General features: G+C 45.6%; 13 protein-coding genes. 9 read left to right on the top strand and 4 right to left on the bottom strand.

Annotation, left to right across the window (positions count from 1 at the left end):
• Window positions 1–7: 7 nt before the first annotated feature.
• Entirely contained in the window at window positions 8–1,195 is a 1,188-nt protein-coding gene (locus tag MHH89_RS27015) for an MGDG synthase family glycosyltransferase (protein WP_076129244.1), read from the bottom strand.
• A gap of 265 nt (window positions 1,196–1,460) precedes the next feature.
• Here MHH89_RS27015 and MHH89_RS27020 point away from each other — a divergent pair, with 265 nt between their 5' ends.
• From MHH89_RS27020 to MHH89_RS27040, 5 genes are all read left to right on the top strand, one after another.
• On the top strand, window positions 1,461–2,036 hold the full coding sequence (locus tag MHH89_RS27020) for a TetR/AcrR family transcriptional regulator (RefSeq protein ID WP_076129243.1): 576 nt from the start codon (window positions 1,461–1,463) through the stop codon (window positions 2,034–2,036).
• A 212-nt stretch (window positions 2,037–2,248) separates the two neighbouring features.
• On the top strand, window positions 2,249–4,603 hold the full coding sequence (locus MHH89_RS27025; RefSeq protein ID WP_076129242.1) for a YhgE/Pip domain-containing protein: 2,355 nt from the start codon (window positions 2,249–2,251) through the stop codon (window positions 4,601–4,603).
• 376 nt (window positions 4,604–4,979) lie between these two features.
• Window positions 4,980–9,575, top strand: coding sequence for a glutamate synthase large subunit (gltB, locus tag MHH89_RS27030; RefSeq protein ID WP_341088577.1), 4,596 nt, complete (start codon window positions 4,980–4,982; stop codon window positions 9,573–9,575).
• 169 nt (window positions 9,576–9,744) lie between these two features.
• Window positions 9,745–10,671 carry an ABC transporter ATP-binding protein gene (locus MHH89_RS27035; protein WP_232061156.1) on the top strand — a complete coding sequence of 309 codons (927 nt, stop codon included), beginning with the start codon at window positions 9,745–9,747 and terminating at the stop codon, window positions 10,669–10,671.
• On the top strand, window positions 10,664–11,452 hold the full coding sequence (locus MHH89_RS27040; RefSeq protein WP_076185050.1) for an ABC transporter permease: 789 nt from the start codon (window positions 10,664–10,666) through the stop codon (window positions 11,450–11,452). The genes MHH89_RS27035 and MHH89_RS27040 overlap by 8 nt, the downstream gene beginning before the upstream one ends.
• Before the next feature lie 8 nt (window positions 11,453–11,460).
• On the opposite strand, the gene MHH89_RS27045 is transcribed toward MHH89_RS27040, so the two are convergent.
• Window positions 11,461–11,910, bottom strand: coding sequence for a bactofilin family protein (locus MHH89_RS27045; RefSeq protein ID WP_038568928.1), 450 nt, complete (start codon window positions 11,908–11,910; stop codon window positions 11,461–11,463).
• 38 nt (window positions 11,911–11,948) lie between these two features.
• The gene (locus MHH89_RS27050; RefSeq protein ID WP_076185051.1) at window positions 11,949–13,229 is read right to left on the bottom strand and encodes a M23 family metallopeptidase; all 1,281 of its coding nucleotides are present in this window, start codon (window positions 13,227–13,229) and stop codon (window positions 11,949–11,951) included.
• 161 nt (window positions 13,230–13,390) lie between these two features.
• Between MHH89_RS27050 and cls the strand changes: the two genes are divergently transcribed.
• A complete protein-coding gene (gene cls, locus MHH89_RS27055; protein WP_076129238.1) occupies window positions 13,391–14,821 on the top strand; it encodes a cardiolipin synthase in 1,431 nt (476 codons plus the stop codon).
• Between the two features lie 240 nt (window positions 14,822–15,061).
• Window positions 15,062–15,901, top strand: a complete 840-nt coding sequence (locus MHH89_RS27060; protein WP_248547977.1) for a YitT family protein — start codon at window positions 15,062–15,064, stop codon at window positions 15,899–15,901.
• A gap of 204 nt (window positions 15,902–16,105) precedes the next feature.
• Here the strand turns inward: MHH89_RS27060 and ligD are convergent, their stop codons facing one another.
• The gene (ligD, locus tag MHH89_RS27065; RefSeq protein ID WP_076308897.1) at window positions 16,106–16,990 is read right to left on the bottom strand and encodes a non-homologous end-joining DNA ligase; all 885 of its coding nucleotides are present in this window, start codon (window positions 16,988–16,990) and stop codon (window positions 16,106–16,108) included.
• A 123-nt stretch (window positions 16,991–17,113) separates the two neighbouring features.
• On the opposite strand from ligD, the gene MHH89_RS27070 reads away from it, so the two are divergent.
• Both MHH89_RS27070 and MHH89_RS27075 read left to right on the top strand, forming a co-directional pair.
• Window positions 17,114–17,716, top strand: coding sequence for an RNA polymerase sigma factor (locus MHH89_RS27070; RefSeq protein WP_248547910.1), 603 nt, complete (start codon window positions 17,114–17,116; stop codon window positions 17,714–17,716).
• Window positions 17,680–18,864, top strand: a complete 1,185-nt coding sequence (locus tag MHH89_RS27075; RefSeq protein WP_076309555.1) for a hypothetical protein — start codon at window positions 17,680–17,682, stop codon at window positions 18,862–18,864. The genes MHH89_RS27070 and MHH89_RS27075 overlap by 37 nt, the downstream gene beginning before the upstream one ends.
• Window positions 18,865–19,310: the final 446 nt, after the last annotated feature.

Below are 19,310 nucleotides of genomic sequence, written 5' to 3' on the forward strand. Positions count from 1 at the left end.
TTATTCTTTAAGGTGTAATACATACAGGTTCTTCATTACGTGCTTGCGCTCTAGAGCCTCTGATTTCAGTTGCCTCGCTTACGGGGTTACCTAACATCTTCAGAACAGTAGTCGCACAGCTTTGCGGTTGATGTTTATCTGGAGCGAGACGTCGTCTGCGTTGCTCTTCCAGAACTGAATATTCACGAAGCATCATAGTGAACCATTTGTTCACTACTTCCGAGTCGAGCACCTCTGCCAGCCCAAGCTCTACGAAATATTGGCAGTTTTTCTCTTCCTGACCTGGAATAGCTTTATAGAAAAGCATCGGAATTCCTTTGGCCTGACCTTCTGTGCAGGTCATCCCTCCAGGCTTCGTGATCAGCAGGTCTGAGGCATCCATCAATTTATTGATTTCACTGCTATATCCCAGAATTTTAACATTGGGATGATTAAGCAGTGGATTGGACTTCATTTTGGCGATTAGCTTCTCATTGCTGCCCATACAGAAGACGAGCTGAATATCATCCATTCTGGCGGTGAGGGAATGCATAATCTCTTTGCCGAACATTAACCCCCAGCCTCCACCCATAATGAGTACGGTTGGGATATCAGCCAATCCCAGTTCCTTGCGCAGCAGCGTCTTGTTGGAGCGTTCCCAGAACTTTGGATGCACTGGGATGCCAGTGACGGTTACTAGCTCTGGAGCGATCCCACGGCCTGTCAGAATGGATTTGACGCGTGGGGTAGATACGAGATAACGATTGACCTCGGAATTTACCCAGCTCCCATGTGCATCATAATCTGTAATTAATGTATACAGAGGCACATTTAATCCACGACGCTTTAGTCTGGAAATGACCGCAGCCGGAATGGGATGAGTGCAGATAATCAAATCAGGCTTTAGCTGTTCGATCACCTGTGAAGCATGTGTATAAAAAATCCGGTGAAGCGCCATTTTAGTCAACGGGTTCAATGATTTATGATATTGTGTCTTATACATCATGCCGACCAGCTTAGGCTGGCTGCTAACTGTTTTGCGGTAAGCGGAAAGAATCCAAGGGGCGACCGTCGGGTTAAGAAATTTCCCCAGCTCGATGACTCGGCACTGGACATCCGGATTCAGCAGCTTTATTCCTTCGGCCAGAGCATAGGCTGCTCCTGTGTGGCCCGTACCGAAGCCTTCCGAAAACAGCAGTACTCTTTTCTTTCGCATAAGTTCACCTGCTACTTTCCTTTTCTATAGAAATGCTTTCCTTCTTCTAATTATACTAGGAAATCTATACTATACTCACATTATACAAGTAAGACGTAAATAGAAAGTTAAAACCCTGCAATAAATAAAAAAATAAAAGGTTCGCCCAAAGTATTGCAAACTAGAAAACAACATGATAAAGTAGTGAATGACCAATTGACCGGATTAGTAAAGTGGTCAGAAGTCAGCGGGAACGATATTTTCTGGAGAAAGGAAGTGTGCACAGGTGGCAGTGGTGGATCGAAGACAGCAGGTGCTTCAGGCCGCAGCGAAATCTTTTTCATTATTTGGCTATAAGGCAACTACAATGGATCAGGTTGCTAAGATTGCAAATGTCGGTAAGGGAACCATCTACACCTTTTTTACAAACAAAGAGCAATTGTTTGACGAGATCCTGCGCGATATGATGATGGAAATGAAGACGATAGCTGAACGGGAGATCAGGCGAGACAGACCTTTCTTTGATAACTTGCATCGTGTGCTGGATGCTCTGCTTGAGTTTCGAAGTGAGCAGGAGCTATTCATAAAACTTTCCCAGGAGAATCGCGAATTCGGTACGCCGCAGGCTGGAGAAGGACTCGAGAAGATCGAGAACGTAGTTTTAGAATATTTAGAACGGGAGGTGCAACAAGCGCTCCAACAGGGAGAAATCAAACCTTGCGATCCCAAAATCGTCTCGGTAGTCATGTTCAGATTATATATTGTATTGACTGCTGAACTGAATAAAACACATACTCCCTTGGACAAGGAACAGATCAAGATGTATTTTCATTTGTTTCTCGCCGAAGGATTGGCACAGTAAGGGTTGATTCAGGATAGGGATGGCGTTCTCAGCATCACTCGATTCGCTTTCCCTTAACAATTCTCAAGATGATTAGGCATTGAAGAAGAGCCGCAAGGCATTTTTTTATACCCTGAATTGACCGAATGGGGAAAACAGTCACTTAGTGTTACGTAATATTTCGCAAACAAAGCATTTTAAAGAGAGCATAAGCTCATAAGGAGAGAACCAGAATGAAATCATTATCCGTATTTACCAAGGATCTTGGCGCAGCCCTTAGAAATCCGAAGGTGCTGATTCCAATGATTGCTATCCTATTTATTCCGGTGATGTACAGCGGATTCTTCCTGAAGGCATTCTGGGATCCGTATGGCAAGATGAATGAACTTCCGGTTGCTGTGGTCAACCAGGATGTCGGCGCTAATTATGAAGGCAAGCAACTACAAGCCGGTAATGATCTTATAGAAGAGTTGAAGGTAACCGACGGCTTCCAGTGGAACTTCGTTTCCCTTGAAGAAGCGGAAGCAGGAATGAAGGACAATACTTATTATATGTCGATCATTGTTCCGGAAGACTTTTCTGCTAAAGCTACTACTCTTATGGATGATGAACCACAGCCGGCAAAAATTATTTATGAGCCAAATGAAGGTTATAACTTCTTGGCTGGTCAGATCGGTGGTACGGCTGTAGCAGAAATTAAAAATAAAGTATCTGCTAAAGTAACAGAAGCTTATGTGGAGTCTGTATTCAATCAGATTACAGAAGTATCTGATGGATTGGGCGAAGCCGGAGATGGTGCTTCCAAGATCGCTGATGGCGCTGGTAAGCTAGATGACGGAGCCTTGAAGCTGAAAGATAATCTACTTGTACTGACAGATGGTACAGGTAAACTTCAAAATGGTGTAGAACCCCTTACACAAGGTGTGACTGATTTGAATGCAGGTGCTACGGCGCTTAAAACAGGATCAACCACGTTGGCAAGCGGATTGCAACAATTGTCTACTGCACATACGCAACTTCAAGACGGTGTTGCCCAAAGTTCTGCCGGCAGTAAACAGCTTAGTGACGGCTTGAAACAAGCTGTAACAGGTGCTACACAGCTTCAGGCGGGAACACAGTCTGCTGTGGATGGTACTTCTAAACTACAAGCAGGAACACAATCTTTAGTTGATGGCAGCGCGAAGCTGGAAGCGGGCTTAACTTCTTCCGTAGATGGCAGCGCGAAACTGGAAGCGGGTTTGCAAGCTTCCGCCGCAGGCAGCACGAAGGTAACTGAGGGTGCTAAAGCGGTAGCTCAAGGATTGGAGCAATTGGCACAGGCTAGTCCTGAGCTGGCACAAAATCCAGCGGTACAGAAGCTGCTGGCAGCTAGTGCAGCCGTGGCACAAGGCAGTGAGCAACTGCAACAAAGCCAAGAGCAGCTGGCACAGGGTGCTACTGCACTCCACAGTGGGCAAGAGCAACTGGCACAAGGTGCAACTCAACTGCACTCGGGGTCACAGCAGTTAGCTGCTGGTGTAACTCAGTTGCATGATGGAGCTAAGCAATTAAATGCTGGTAGCACACAGCTGTTGACAGGACAACAAAAACTGGCACAAGGCGCATCTGCACTTGTAGCTGGTGGCGATAAGCTGAATGCAGGAATGCAACAATTTGGTGCGAAGCTTAAAGAAGCTGCAGCTGGAGGCAGCAAGCTGGCTGAAGGCGGTAAAGCACTTGGTGATGGTACCTCAAAACTGCTTAGCGGTGTAGGCGAACTAGGTTCCGGTATCAGTGCGGTAGCAGATGGTTCGAAAAAACTGGCTGATGGCGCAGGCGAGCTGAAAGATGGTATGGATGATCTGAAATCTGGATCAACAGAACTGGCAACTAAGCTTGGCGATGCTGCTGAAAAAACAGGCAGTGTGAACAAAACAGATGCAATGATGGAAATGTTCGCACAACCAGTTGTGGTTGAGGATAAAGTTGTGAATCATGTTCCGAACTATGGTACAGGTTTTGCTCCTTACTTCCTATCCCTTGGATTGTTTGTAGGTGCTTTGATTTCAACAATTGTTATTCCAATGCGTGATTCGGCTGTCCTTGGTGCTAGCCGTATGAACCGTTTCATCAGCCGTACGCTTACCTTCACAATCATGAGCTTCATCCAGTCTATGCTGGCTGCTGTGGTTGTATTGTACGGACTTGGACTGGAAGTACAAAGTAAACCGCTATTCTTCGTATTTACATTCTTAACAAGCTTAGTTTACACATGGGTAGTTCAAGCGATTGTTACTTGGATGGATCAACCGGGACGTTTCGTTGTTATCGTTATTCTTATTTTCCAATTAACAACTAGTGCCGGAACATTCCCACTTGAATTGATCCCTGACTGGATGAAATTCTTTAATCCACTGCTTCCAATGACTTACACAGTTAGTGGTCTCAAAGCAGTAATTTCTACAGGTGATTTCAGTGCAATGTGGGGAGATGTAGGTATCCTGGCAATCTTTGGTCTTGGATTCCTTGCTCTTACCTTCGCTTACTTCATGACACGTAGCCGTGAGAATGAAGTTGGAGTGAATAGTGAACAAGTTTTGACTGTATAAACTGATAAATTTTTTGAAAAAAAAGTATAAAAAAGCGTCTCCTCTGGGAGACGCTTTTTTTGATTTAAAATCATAAAAACCCTTTTTCTTGCAAACATAATAGAAGGAGTGAAAAATCTTGTAACGCTTTCATTGCATATGCACTTATGCGTTATTTATGTATAATTATGCAACATGAAGTTTTTTTAAACTTTTACTCGCTAAAGCTGTGATGCAAAAACAATTGTTAATCAGCATCATAAAAAAGTTTAAATTGCGCTGATGATACCTCGGTGATAAAATAATAGCACTAATCTGGATTGAATAATTATTAAGATTTTCATGTGAAAAATTTTCCTAACACATTGCATACTTTATAATAGAAAGGTTGCGTTCGATGAAACACACTGAACTGCCCGTAAAACAGGGCCTGTATGATCCCCAGTTCGAAAAAGATGCTTGCGGCATGGGATTTGTAGCTCATATTAAAGGCACACCGTCTCACAATATCGTAAGTAATGCTTTGACAATGCTCTTTAATATGGAGCATCGGGGAGGCCAAGGTAGCGAACCCAACTCTGGTGACGGAGCAGGTATCATGCTTCAAATTCCGCACCGTTTCTTTGCAAGCGAAGCTCAGAAGCTAGGCTTTGCTTTGCCGGAACAAGGCAATTATGGCGTGGGCATGATCTTTTTATCTCATAACGAAGAAGTTCGGGCGCAGCATGAAGCTCTCTTAAGCAATATTATTGCTGAAGAAGGTCAAATAGTACTCGGCTATCGTGATGTGCCTACCTATGATGAAATGCTTGGCAAGACAGCGAAAGCTGCTAAGCCTTTTGTGCGTCAAGTATTTATCGGCCGCTCGGCTTCGGTCACGAATGAGTTGTCTTTTGAACGTAAGCTTTATGTAATCCGCAAACGTGCAGAGCTTGCCATTCGTTACGGTGGTGCAGAAGAGGATGAATCCTTCTATATTCCAAGCTTGTCGTGCCGTAAGATTGTATACAAAGGCATGCTGACTACAGAACAAGTCGGACAATTCTACCTGGATTTGCAGAACGAAGAGCTGGAATCAGCGATCGCGTTAGTTCACTCCCGTTTCAGCACGAACACCTTCCCAAGCTGGGAACGTGCGCATCCCTACCGCTTTATGATCCACAACGGTGAGATCAACACCTTGCGTGGTAATGTGAACTGGATGCATGCGCGCCAGTCATTGTTTAAGAGCGAAGTGTTTGGTGAAGATCTGAACAAGATCAAGCCTGTTATTAACCCGGATGGATCGGACACTGCAATGTTCGATAACACCTTTGAGTTTCTCTATTTGAGCGGACGATCCCTGCCACAGGTAGCCATGATGATGGTTCCTGAACCATGGAGCAATCATGATAGTATGGACGCTGATAAAAAAGCATTTTATGAATATCACAGTACTCTAATGGAGCCATGGGACGGGCCTGCTGCAATGGGCTTTACCGATGGGATACAAATCGGCGCTATTCTGGACCGTAACGGCCTGCGTCCTGCTCGTTATTATGTAACGAAAGACGATATGATTATTTTATCCTCAGAAGCCGGTGTACTGGACATTCCAGCAGAGGACATCTTATATAAAGACCGCCTGAAGCCTGGACGCATGCTGCTCGTGGATACGAAGGAAGGCCGCATTATCTCCGATGAGGAAGTTAAATCGGCTATCGCCTCTGAGAAGCCTTATCGCCAGTGGCTGGATGAGCATTTGATCAGTCTTGATGAGCTTCCGGATGCACCTGAACTGCCAAATCCTAAGCATGATAATGTACAACAGCTACAGCAGGCTTTCGGCTATACTTTTGAAGACTTGCGTAAGGTGCTTGAGCCAATGGCATCTACTGGTGCTGAAGCTGTCGGTTCCATGGGTTATGATGCTCCGCTCGCCGTATTTTCGGACCGCCCGCAACGTCTCTATAACTATTTCAAACAAATGTTTGCTCAGGTAACGAATCCACCCATCGATGCCATTCGTGAAGAGCTGGTGACATCCACAACGACTACGATTGGACCAGAGCGTAATTTGCTTAAACCGGAACCGGAAAGCTGCCGCCAGATCTCGCTGCAAACGCCAATTCTTTCGAACGAAGATTTTGCTAAGATTCGCCATGTTCGCCGTGCAGGCTTCAAATCGATGTCTATTCCAATTCTTTTCCCGGCTGAGCTTGGGGCAGAAGGATTACGCATCGCGCTTGAGCGCATGAACGAGGCTGCTGACCGTGTTATGGCTAAAGGGCATAACATTCTGATTCTGACTGACCGCGGTGTGGACAGTGAGAATGCTGCGATTCCAGCTCTGCTTGCGGTATCGAGTCTGCATCACCATTTGATCCGCCAAGGAACACGGACGAAAGTTAGTATTTTGCTGGAATCCGGTGAACCACGTGAAGTCCATCATTATGCGTTGCTGCTCGGTTATGGTGTGAGTGCAGTAAATCCTTATCTGGCTTTTGAAAGCTTGGATGACATGATCGGCCAAGGCTTATTGCGGGGAATCTCGCATGAAAAAGCAGTGAAGAACTATATTAAAGCTGCGACTAAGAGCGTAGTTAAGATTCTTTCCAAAATGGGAATTTCGACGATTCAATCTTACCGCGGTGCGCAGATTTTTGAAGCTGTGGGTCTGAACTCTGAGTTCGTGGATCGTTACTTTACTTGGACACCTTCCCGGATTGGGGGGATTGGCCTGGAGGAAGTGGCAACTGAGGCGCTTATCCATCATAACCGTGCTTTTACAGAAAAAGACGGAAATGATAAGGTGCTTGACTCCGGGGGCGATTATCAATGGCGTAATGATGGGGAAGAGCATCTATTCAATCCCCAGACGATTCATCTGCTTCAGCACTCTGTGCGTAGCGGGAATTATGATATGTACAAGAAATATGCTGCCCTTGTTCAAGGAGAAAGCGAGAAGCAATTGACGCTTCGTTCCTTGTTGCAATTCAAGTCAGCCTATGAACCGATTCCACTGGAAGAAGTAGAATCTGCATCGTCCATTATGAAACGGTTTAAGACGGGTGCAATGTCCTTTGGTTCCATTAGTAAGGAAGCACATGAGACACTGGCCATTGCGATGAACCGTATCGGTGGTAAGAGTAATACGGGGGAAGGCGGCGAAGATCCAGCCCGCTATATTCCGGATAGCAATGGTGATTCACGTCGCAGTGCGATTAAACAAGTAGCTTCTGGACGTTTTGGTGTTACCTCGAACTACCTAGTTAACGCTGATGAGATCCAGATTAAAATGGCTCAGGGCGCTAAACCAGGGGAAGGTGGACAGCTTCCGGGACGTAAAGTTTATCCTTGGGTCGCTGAAGTACGTGGCTCAACAGCAGGTGTCGGTCTGATCTCACCTCCACCGCATCATGATATTTACTCTATCGAGGATTTGGCAGAGCTGATCTATGATCTGAAAAATGCAAATCCACGTGCAAACATTAATGTTAAGCTCGTATCGGAAGTTGGAGTGGGTACGATTGCTGCGGGTGTAGCCAAAGGGCGCGCTGATATTATCTTGGTTAGTGGCTATGATGGAGGTACAGGGGCATCGCCGATGAACTCCATTCGTCATGCGGGTCTTCCGTGGGAGCTTGGCTTGGCTGAAACCCATCAGACATTGATGCTCAACAATCTGCGTGACCGTGTAGTTCTGGAAACAGATGGTAAAATGCTAAGCGGCCGCGATTTGGCTGTAGCTGTATTGCTTGGGGCCGAAGAGTATGGTTTTGCCACTGCTCCGCTAGTATCTGTTGGCTGTATTATGATGCGTGTCTGCCAAATGGATACTTGTCCGGTTGGTGTAGCTACACAGAATCCGGATCTTCGTAAGAATTTTACCGGTGATCCGCAGCATGTAGTTAACTTTATGACCTTCGTGGCACAGGATCTACGTGAAATTATGGCAAGTCTCGGCTTCCGTACAATTGAAGAGATGGTAGGCCGTACCGATTGTCTAGACGCAACTCAGGCGTCGAAGCATTGGAAGAAGAAAGGCATAGATTTGAGCAGCCTGCTGCATACACCGGAATTACCGGAAGGAAGCACACGCTTCCGCAGTAAATACCAGAATCATGGTCTGGAAGAGACACTGGATGTTTCGCAGCTGCTCGACCTGGCAGCACCTGCACTGGAATCAGGTACGGCTGTTGAGGCATCACTGCCAATCACGAACGTTAATCGTGCCGTCGGAACTATCCTTGGCAGCGAGCTGACCCGCAAGTATGGGGCCGCAGGTTTGCCGGATGATACGATTCGGCTTCATTTCACCGGTTCTGCTGGTCAAAGCTTGGGTGCATTCGTGCCTAAGGGAATCACGCTTACGGTGGAAGGAGATTCCAATGACTATGTAGGTAAAGGATTGTCGGGTGGTAAGATTATTATCAAGCCATCTCCGAAAGCTACCTTTGCTGCTGAGGACAATATCATTATCGGAAATACTGCATTCTACGGTGCAACAGGTGGAGAAGCTTATATTAACGGTATCGCTGGTGAACGTTTTGCCGTCCGTAACTCCGGAGCGAAGGTTGTTGTAGAAGGCGTGGGTGACCACGGCTGTGAATACATGACTGGAGGCCGAGTGGTTGTCCTTGGTGAAACTGGCCGTAACTTTGCGGCAGGGATGTCAGGCGGTATCGCTTATGTCTACGACCCAGATAGAACCTTCATCGGCCGCTGCAATCTCGAAATGGTACTGCTCGAGAGAGTGGAAGAGTCTGAGGAGATCGAAGAGCTGCGTGAGCTGATTATCCGCCATACCGAGCTTACAGGTAGTGCGGCTGGCGCACGAGTACTGAATCAGTGGGCAGATAGCTTGCCGAACTTCGTTCGTGTCATTCCGAAGGATTACAAACGGATGATGGAGCAAATTCACAAGGTAGAACAAACCGGATTGACCGGAGAAGCTGCGTTGATGGCTGCATTTGAAGCAAATATGCGCGAGCTTGCCCGTGTTGGCGGTTAAACTGTTGTACTTGAATGAAATAGGAACTAAATGAATAAGGGGACCTGACTCTTCCTAATACCGGAGAAGTCAGGTTCCTTTTTTAGCTGGCAGACTCTTATCCTCTAGTGATTTTCGGAAAAAAGGGTATATGTGGTAAACTAGGTTATAGATGAAAGGAAGTGAGACTATGTCGAATACAGAAATATTGATGGAGCCTGTTGCCCGCCTGCAGGGAGTCACCAAAAAAATCGGCTCGAAAACGCTGGTGAGCGATTTAACGCTGGACATCCCGCCTGGACAAATCTTCGGTTTTTTGGGACCCAACGGAGCAGGTAAGACTACTACAATACGGATGATGGTAGGGTTGATTTCCATTAGTCGTGGAGACATCTTGATCTGTGGCCGTAGTATTAAAAACCATTTTGAAGAGGCTATCGCAAATATAGGGGCCATTGTAGAAAATCCAGAGATGTACAAGTTCCTCACCGGTTATCAGAATCTGCGCCAATATGCACGGATGGTGCCAGGGGTAACAAAGCAACGGATAGATGAGGTTGTCGAGCTAGTCGGACTAGGTCAAAGAATTCATGACAAAGTTAAGACCTATTCGCTAGGTATGCGTCAGAGGCTGGGAGTGGCTCAAGCACTGCTGCACAGACCCAAGCTGCTGATTCTAGATGAGCCAACCAACGGGCTGGACCCACAAGGGATACGCGAGCTCCGAGACTATTTACGCCGTTTATGTCAGGAAGAAGGAACAACTGTATTCGTCTCCAGTCATTTACTTTCCGAGATGGAGCTCATGTGTGACAGCGTTGCGATTATCCAAAATGGACGACTGGTGGATGTGAAGCAGCTGAAAGGGGTAGGCAATACTGTAATGCCTCTGGGAGAAACCTTGTTCGAGGTTGATAATGCTGAGGCTGCGTTAGCCCTCATTGGACGTGGAGTATTTAAGAGTGGGGGACTTGTGCTTGAGGCAGAGCGTGAGGAGATTGCAGAATTAAATGCCAAGCTAGTGGCAGGTGGGATTAAGGTGTATAACATCAGAACCCTTGCCCGTACGCTGGAGGATCAATTCTTAGAGGTTACAGGAGGTGAAGGAATTGGGTGAGTTTACAGCTCTCATACATAATGAGAATATCAAAATATACAGCCGTGTCCGCACATGGATTATGCTGCTTATTCTTGCAGTGATGAGCGTGCTGCTTCCTGCGCTTATTTATTTCACAAGCGAAGGCGATTCATCGCTTATGGGGCTTTGGGACAACTTTCAGATGACGGTGAGTATTGCGTTCTTCTTGAATACAATCTTTACCGTTGTAGTGGCTTCTGACTCCGTAGCGGGCGAATTTACCTGGGGAACCATTAAGCTGCTGCTGATTCGCCCGTGGAGTCGCTCCAAGATCCTGCTCTCGAAATATATTTCCATGGTGTTATTCAGTTTGCTTAGCACCGCAGTATTGATTGCTTTTGGGTTTGGTGCTTCGTTAATCTTCTCCTCATCTTCGGGAGATACGATGTCATCCATTACGGCTTGGAGTCCAGCGGAATATTCCTTCCTAGATCTCCTATGTCGTTACATTGAGCTTTTCCTGACTGCTGCTCTGGCTTTCATGGTATCTAGCGTATTCCGCGCAAGTGGGCTGGCTATTGGATTATCCTTATTTATTATGTTTGCCAAGAGTATTTTTACGGTTATTTTTAGTCCAGAACGGTTTGAATGGGCCCAATACTTGATCTTCACACATATGGATCTAAGAGGTTACCTATTGTCGGATACGGGTCCGGGGGGCTCAACACTTGGCTTCTCCATAGCTGTATTAGCGGTGTACTATATCCTATTCCTGGCCATTTCCTGGATTGTCTTCCGTAAAAGGGACGTTGCTTCATAGAAATAAGTCTAGCCGGCTTCAAGTGTTCCTTGAGCTTTGGAGGAGCGCTTGGCTGCCTTGTCCTTTTTCATATTACTTTTGGGCTCACCTGCTTTTTCAGAGGTGGGCTGTTCTTGCATGGCAATGGAGCCATTCAGGAGGCTGCCTTCCATAATGCTAAGTGCTCCTGCTGAAATATTGCCATGCAATTCTCCGGTTCCGGTCATAATGAGTCTGCGATCAGCCGTAACATCCCCGTATACTTTGCCGGCAATCACGATTTCTTCCGCTTTAATACTGGAGCGCACTGTTCCTTCTTCTCCTACAGTCACGACACCACTGCAAATAATCTCACCGCTAAAGGTACCCTCAATCCGCAGGTTTGTATCACATTGCACCTTACCCTCCAGTGTTCCTCCATGCCCAATTAGGGAATCGGTAGATTTAAAGGGGACACGCTGCTGCCGTTTGTTCCACATTTATAAATTCCTCCTATTTTGAAATTAAATGCAACCCTTTAGGGTTTGACATACGCCAAAGGGTTGACTGTTTTATTCTGCTTCACAACCTGAAAATGAAGATGAGGACCTGTGCTTCGGCCAGTGCTTCCAAGCAAGCCGATTTTCTGCCCTTTGCTAACCTTGTCTCCCGCAGATACGATCATTCCGTTCAAATGCATGTACCAGGTTTCCAATCCATTTGAATGCTTAATCACGATGTATTTTCCGCGTGCGCCCATTTGTTCCGCAGTAATAACCTCGCCATCTAAGGCAGCATATACAGGATCACCGATGTTCCCAGCAATATCGACACCGGAATGGAACGCAGACAAACCTTTGAATGGATCTGAGCGGTAGCCGAAGCTTGAAGAAATGACTTTGGACTCGGTAGGCCAGAGCGGTACAGCGTTAAGTTTAGCCTTTTCTGCACGGGCCTTTTGAGCTTGCAGATTTGCCTGTACGTTATTCTCGTGCTCTGCCTGTGTGATCGTCTGTGTGATACTTTCCACCATTTCATCAAGCATCCCGTGAATCTCCTCAAAGTCATCCTTAGTTTCTTCCACCAAGCTCGTAGCGTCGTTCTGATACACCGCGATGTATTCTCCACCAACCTGCGGGGTGAGTGTTTTTGGAAGGGCTGCGGTGATGGCCCCAAAGCGGAAACTTATGGCGGATAGAGAAGTGGAAGATGAGTTCTCTTCTGTACTCTGCTTAAAGGAAGTCTCTTTAGGAACAGGAGAAGAAAGACGGTTCGATAAACCTAATGTTGAATTTGAAGTGGCCGATCCAGCTTTTGATTTTTCTGTTGCGGATTTCTCCGGTTGAGATTCATTCGTGTCTGTAGCGGCAGCAGCACCTTTGCTTTTGTTAATCAATGCTTGCAGCTCCTGTTCCAGTGCATTTACACTCTTCAGCTTGTCTTTAATGTTATCTGCCTCTTCCGAAAGTTCGCTGACCTGGCTACGAAGCTGTGTTAAATCTTTATCCTTGTCGGCGACCTTCATTTCCATGCGGAGATTGGTTAGCGATAGTGCGGCTGCCTCGGCTTCTAGCTGTGAGATGGACTGAGAGGCATGGAAATGCATAGAGGTGACCAGACTGGAGATAGACAGGGCTGCTGCTGCCGGTAAGGCGAACGCTAGCGGTTTGGAAATGTGGAGCTGTTTGACTGGACGTCCGGCATCCCTTACGACAAGCAGCGTAATCCGTTTATGATCTGGCTGACTCTTCATGGCTTCTCCTTTCTGCGGCTTATGGCAGCCGCTTGCGATACCTGAGGCTAACGACTTTTCTTCCATTAGGCTCATCCGAATTGTCCTACTACTCTATGTATTCCATATCTTTCAGGAACATGACAACGGTTTGTTTGAATAAAGAAGGAGAGTTACGGCAAAACCTGTACTAGAGTCATCGCAGAGAGTCTATTGCATCTGTTTTTATTAATTGAGGGGGTAGAGAATTGAAGATTTTCGCGATAATTCTAATTCTTTTTATCATACAGATTGCATTGATTGTATTTCTGGAGTACCGACGCCCGCAAAGGGCTATAGCATGGTTGTTTATTTCCTTCTGTTGTCCACCGCTCGGTCTGGCATTCTATTATTTTCTAGGTCGTGACTACAGACAGAATAGAAAATTGAACAAAAGATGTACTTCACTCTTCCGGGAAATCCGTTCGTATGTCACTGGTAAGATTAAGGTAGTAAAACAAGCGTCGGATACTGGAAACGCTCAGTTTGAGAATAACGAGGGTTTATTGGTTTTGCTTGCAAAGCTCTCGGAAGGGCCTATTACAGGCCATAACAAAAGCAGAGTGCTGTCAACTGCAAGAGAAGCTTACGACGCTATGCTGGAAGCCATGGAAGAGGCAAAAGAACATATCCACATGCAATTTTATATTTATCGTGATGATGAGATCGGAGAACAGTTTCAGGACGTTATGATTCGAAAGGCGCGGCAGGGAGTAAAGGTGCGTTTGCTTTGTGATGGACTGGGCAGTCATCGATTAAGCCGTAGGTTTATTCGAACCCTGAGAAATGCCGGGGTGGAGTTCCACTTTTTTTTACCTCCGATTAGTTCTTTACTGGATCGTCGGTTTAATTTCCGCAATCATCGGAAGATCCTAGTGGTGGACGGATTGATTGGTTTTACGGGGGGAATGAATATCGGTGATGATTACTTAGGAAAGGACGCCAAGATGGGTTACTGGCGCGATACCCATCTGCGTTTAGAAGGAGATTCTGTTTATTATATTCAGTATGTCTTCCTGAAGGATTGGAGACTGGCCTCTGGTGAAGGTATGAGTCATCCTCGTTTGTTCCCTGAGCACTCTTGCAAGGAGCAAGAGGCCGTGCAGATTGTAGGAAGTGGACCGGATGCTGCGATCGATGCTTCTCAGGAGATGTATTTTGCCGCTTTTTGCTCTGCTAGGGAACGGATCTGGATTACTTCACCGTATTTTATTCCGGATCCTGCGATTTGTCGTGCTTTGAAGAGTGCAGTCCTTCGTGGAGTGGATGTTAGAATCATCATTCCGGCGAAGCCTGATAATAAGCTTGTTTATCATGCTTCTTTGTCTTATCTGGAGAATTTACAAGATGCAGGCGTGAAGTTCTATCGCTACACCAAAGGATTTATGCATGCCAAAGTCATGATAGTGGATGATCTGCTGGGTACGGTGGGAAGTGCGAATCTGGATATGCGCAGCTTCTATTCTAATTTCGAAATGACAGCGGTTTTGCTGCATCCTGAGACGATAGCAGAGCTAGTCGCGGGGTTTGAAAAGGATCAAAAGAACAGTGAATTCATTGATCCTGTAAAATTTAAGGAGAGAGGGAGAATTGTCAAACTCGGTGAAGGGCTATGTCAGTTGTTATCACCGCTGTTATGACCGGAAAGAGGACTAAATCTGAATTTTTCGAAGGATAGTACGTGTTCCATTCATTATTAGAGCATATTTTGTGATATAATAATTGTATAAGAAGAAATGTAAGAAAGTATAGATTGTAGTTATACTTCCGAATGTTTCAAAACTATACTGTTAAATTGTAGGGGGAGTTCTATGAATGTGAGTCCACAAATGTTTACCAAAGAGGAGCAGAACAAACTGCAGAAGACCGGTGCCCATAAAATGGCTAAGTTCGCGCAGCGTATGATCATGTTATCCGTAGGGGCCGCCATGATGGCTGTTGCACTTGAGATATTCCTAGTACCTAATCAAATGATTGATGGCGGGATTACCGGTATCTCCATTATTTTATCACATTTATTTGACATTCCTCTGGGTATATTATTGACACTGCTCAACCTTCCGTTCCTGTTAATCGGTTATAAGCAAATCGGTAAGACATTTGCCTTATCTACCTTATATGCGATTTTACTTATGTCTATCGGCACTTCAATGCTGCATCATGTAGAGGCCTTTACAGTTGAACCGATGCTTGCTGCCGTGTTTGGCGGTATCATTCTAGGTGTAGGTGTTGGATTGGTTGTACGTTTCGGGGGATCTCTAGACGGTACAGAAATTGTTGCGATTTTGGTAGCCAAGAAGCTTCCCTTCTCTGTAGGTGAAGTAGTTATGTTCTTCAACCTGTTCATCTTGTCCGGAGCTGGATTTGTGTTCGGTTGGAATAACGCGATGTTCTCCCTGATTGCTTATTATATTGCATTTAAGGTTATTGACATCACCCTTGAGGGTCTGGATCAATCGAAATCAGTATGGATTATCAGTGATAAATTCCGCGATATCGGGGAAGCTCTGACAGAGCGTCTTGGACGTGGTGTTACTTATTTAGATGGAGAAGGCGGATTTTCCGGTGAGAACAAGAAAGTGATCTTTGTAGTTATCACCCGTCTGGAAGAAGCTAAGCTTAAAACCATTGTTGAAGATTGGGATTCTGATGCATTCATCGCAATAGGTAACATCCATGATGTTAAAGGTGGCCGCTTCAAGAAGAAATCCATCCACTAGCGTAGCTCTTAAGTATCATTAACTGAAAGAAGGTATTTTTACGGATAAAAAAGCAATAAATACGGTGAACAAAGCTCGGCCTGCCGTATTCTTATATAGTATACCTTCTGTCCTTGAGTGGGACGCCAAATAAGCTCGTAGCATGTAGTTGATGCTGCGGGCTTATTGCTGTTTTTAGGGTCTTTTTTCTATGGGATTGCTCCTTTATGGGAGCTTAGCAATGAGCTGTTCAACGGGCTGTGGGGGCACTTTCTCTAAAAGATCTCCCATACGCAGAAGGCGTTCCTCGATATTGAGCAGATGAAAATTAGAGGGAGATACATTTTGCTGAACCTCCTCCCATAGCAAGGGTGTAGAAACTGTAGCAAGTGGTCTTGCACGTGGTGTGTAAGGTGCAGCTAATGTTTTGCCGCTATAATGCTGGAGGTAGTCAAAATAGATTTTATCTCCGCGATTCTTTTTTAGACGTTCCAGGGTGAACAGGTTGGGATGCTTTTCGGTGACGTAACGACCCACAAAATGCCCGATTTTCCGCAATCCATCAAAAGTAACGCCAGTCTCGATAGGGACAATGATTTGCACCCCGGTAGCACCGGAGGTTTTGGGTACAGAGGAGAGGCCAAGGGAGGTTAAGACCCCCCCAACGATCGCAGTTGCTTCCATGATACGAGGTTCGATTTCAAGTGACGGATCAAGATCAATCATCCACTCACAGGGCAGCTCGCTGCCTACATAATGCAGGGAAGGGTGGAATTCCAAAGCGGCGAGATTTCCCAGCCAAATCAGCTCAGGTAAACCTTGCAGCTTGATATAGTTAATATTCTCGTGCACAGCGGTTTGGACAAAGGCCGGGAGCGGATCAGGTGCATTTTTTTGATAAAAGGACATTCCAGAGATGCCGTGCGGATAACGAATGACGGTAAGCAGCCGGTCTCGGCAATAACGCAGCAGATAGGGAGAGAGTGCAGCGAGCTTTTGCAGATAAATCCGTTTGGTAATGCCACATTCGGGCCACAGCAGCTTCTCTGGGTTAGTGATGATGATTTCTTCTCCGTCTATGGTAATTGTACCTTTGATCGCTGCCGGCATCGGGGAAACTCCTTTCTGTGATAGGAATGAAGGTATTATGTGTCAGTCTGCTCCTTTTCATGAAAAAAATATTCCCAAAGTGTCCCTTTTGGATGATCATAAGACTTATAAGGATATACGTTAATGAGAAAGGGGAGTTTGCTGATTTTGGACGGGATCGAGCACACTGTTGTTCGGGTACAGTCAGGCGAGGTAGATTCCTATGCCTTGATCGTCGAGGCTTTTCAAAAGCCGATTTACCGCTATTGCTGTCGGCTGCTTGGGAGCCGTACTGAAGCGGAGGATGCAGTACAGGAAATTCTGGTAAAGGCATATCAGCATATAGGCACATACCGCCCTATCGCGAGCTTCTCTTCATGGCTATATAAAATTGCCTACCATCATTGCCTCAGTCTGATCCGCAAACGTCAAAGCCAAATAAAGTTTATGGCGCTTTTTCAACCAGATCCGCCTGCAGAAAGCCCGGAACAGTTGATGGACCGTTACATATTTAACGAACATCTGACTTTTGCCCTCGAGAAGCTGAAGACAGAGGAGCGAAACCTGTTAGTACTTAGAATCTTTGAGGAACAGAGCTTCCCGGAGATTGCGGAGATTCTGGATAAGAATACTGATGCTGTGAAGAAAAAATACAGGCGAACGATTACGAAGCTTGGCAAAATGCTGAATGCTCAGAAAGGGGGAACGGAATGGTGCGGCAACGAGGCTTTGTTGAAGAGAAAATGATCAAGAAAATGGATGCGGTAGGGAGCTGCCAAGAGCTGGATGTAAAAGCAGCTGTTATGAAGCGGGTAAGAGCAATTCATGAACAACAGAATAGGATTGACGGTGAAAGGACGAACATCGTTATCGAGCTGAAGCCGTTCCCAGAACCGGAAGATCCTATTATGCAGAAGCAAAAGGAGATGCCCCAACACCCGTCTAGGTTTAGAAAAAGAGTGCTCACAGGAGTCTCCGCGGCTGTATTGCTAGGGATTATCGGGTTGGGTGCTTTTCAGCTATCTGCTGATGGAGATTTATCGGAACAAGGTAGCCAGGTTACAATTGATATCTCAAAACCCCAAGGTGGTAATATTACACTAGTGAACAGCGGAGGGAAGGCTGTTGTGAAGACGGTGCATAATAATACGCCTGATCCGACAACCTCGCCTGCGATAGAGAAGTATCAGAGCTTATCTATGACTTATAAAGAGCAAGTGCTTGCTCGTTTAAACACTGGGGAAATGGCTGCTTATTATGTGAAGGATGCTGAATTAAATAAGCTGGAGTTAGGGTTAGGCTATGGAAATCAATTGCAGTTTGCTTTTATTTCGCCGGTGTATTCGAAATATCAAGACTTCGTAAAAGAATTAAAAACGGTTGGCGATTTCTGGCCAGGGTTGCCTTCCTCGTTAGCTGATGGTTATGAATTCGAGCAAGGAACTTTTAATGCAGCTCCCCTATACAAGTCGCTAGACACAGAATATGAAGAAATCCTTGAACAATTTCAAAAAAAGGCTACAACCGATAAAACTGGACAAAACTTGTTTATGGAGAAGATAGCTGCAAATTCCATAGATAATGCTGAGGTTACCTACCACAACGGAGATCAAAGAATTACACTATCCTTAAGGCAGAGTGTTTTTAAGGGTTATACCATGCAAGTGTCTATCTTGGAAGGCCAGACTGCTGAAAAATGGTCTGTGACAGGTACAGGTAAAGAGGCAATATTTATCGCGGCGGGTACTGGAAAAGGGAAGAATGCTTGGTCTTCTCAGAATCGATTGTATTGGTATGATGAAGCCACCCAGATGGTTCTTTCTCTGAGCGACAAGCAGGAGAATAAACTGACTCGTGAGCAATGGCAAAAGATTGCCACCAGTTTTATTCACTAGCTACTGTTCTAACTGTACATTAGGAGAAGCTGTCTCAAAAGTAGTGAATTCTACTTGGGAGGCAGCTTTTTTATGGAATAGGGGAATAATGGATTTTACTGTGCCATGTGACGATATGCCACGCGTAGAGTTCTATGTTAATGGTTGGGGCGATGTGCTATGTATGATTTTCGTGCGGCTTGCAGTAGATGATTTGTGGAATTAGTGGTATATGTGACGGTGGACTATGGGCGATACGTTCTGTGGACAGAAATATCTGAGGTTTAGGGAGAAATTCCCCAATTGTTCTATAAGTGCTTCACTTATTGCATCATTAGGAGCGTCACTTGATGCGTCACTTGTAATGTTAAGAACAAAAAAGAGGCTGTCCCAAGCAACTATTTCATGGCTTTTGGGACAGCCTCTTTTTTGTGAAAAAATGTCCCTTTTTCTAATGTTGGATTGTT

This window comes from Paenibacillus sp. FSL H7-0323 (genome assembly GCF_038002725.1).
GTDB lineage: Bacteria > Bacillota > Bacilli > Paenibacillales > Paenibacillaceae > Paenibacillus_AQ > Paenibacillus_AQ odorifer.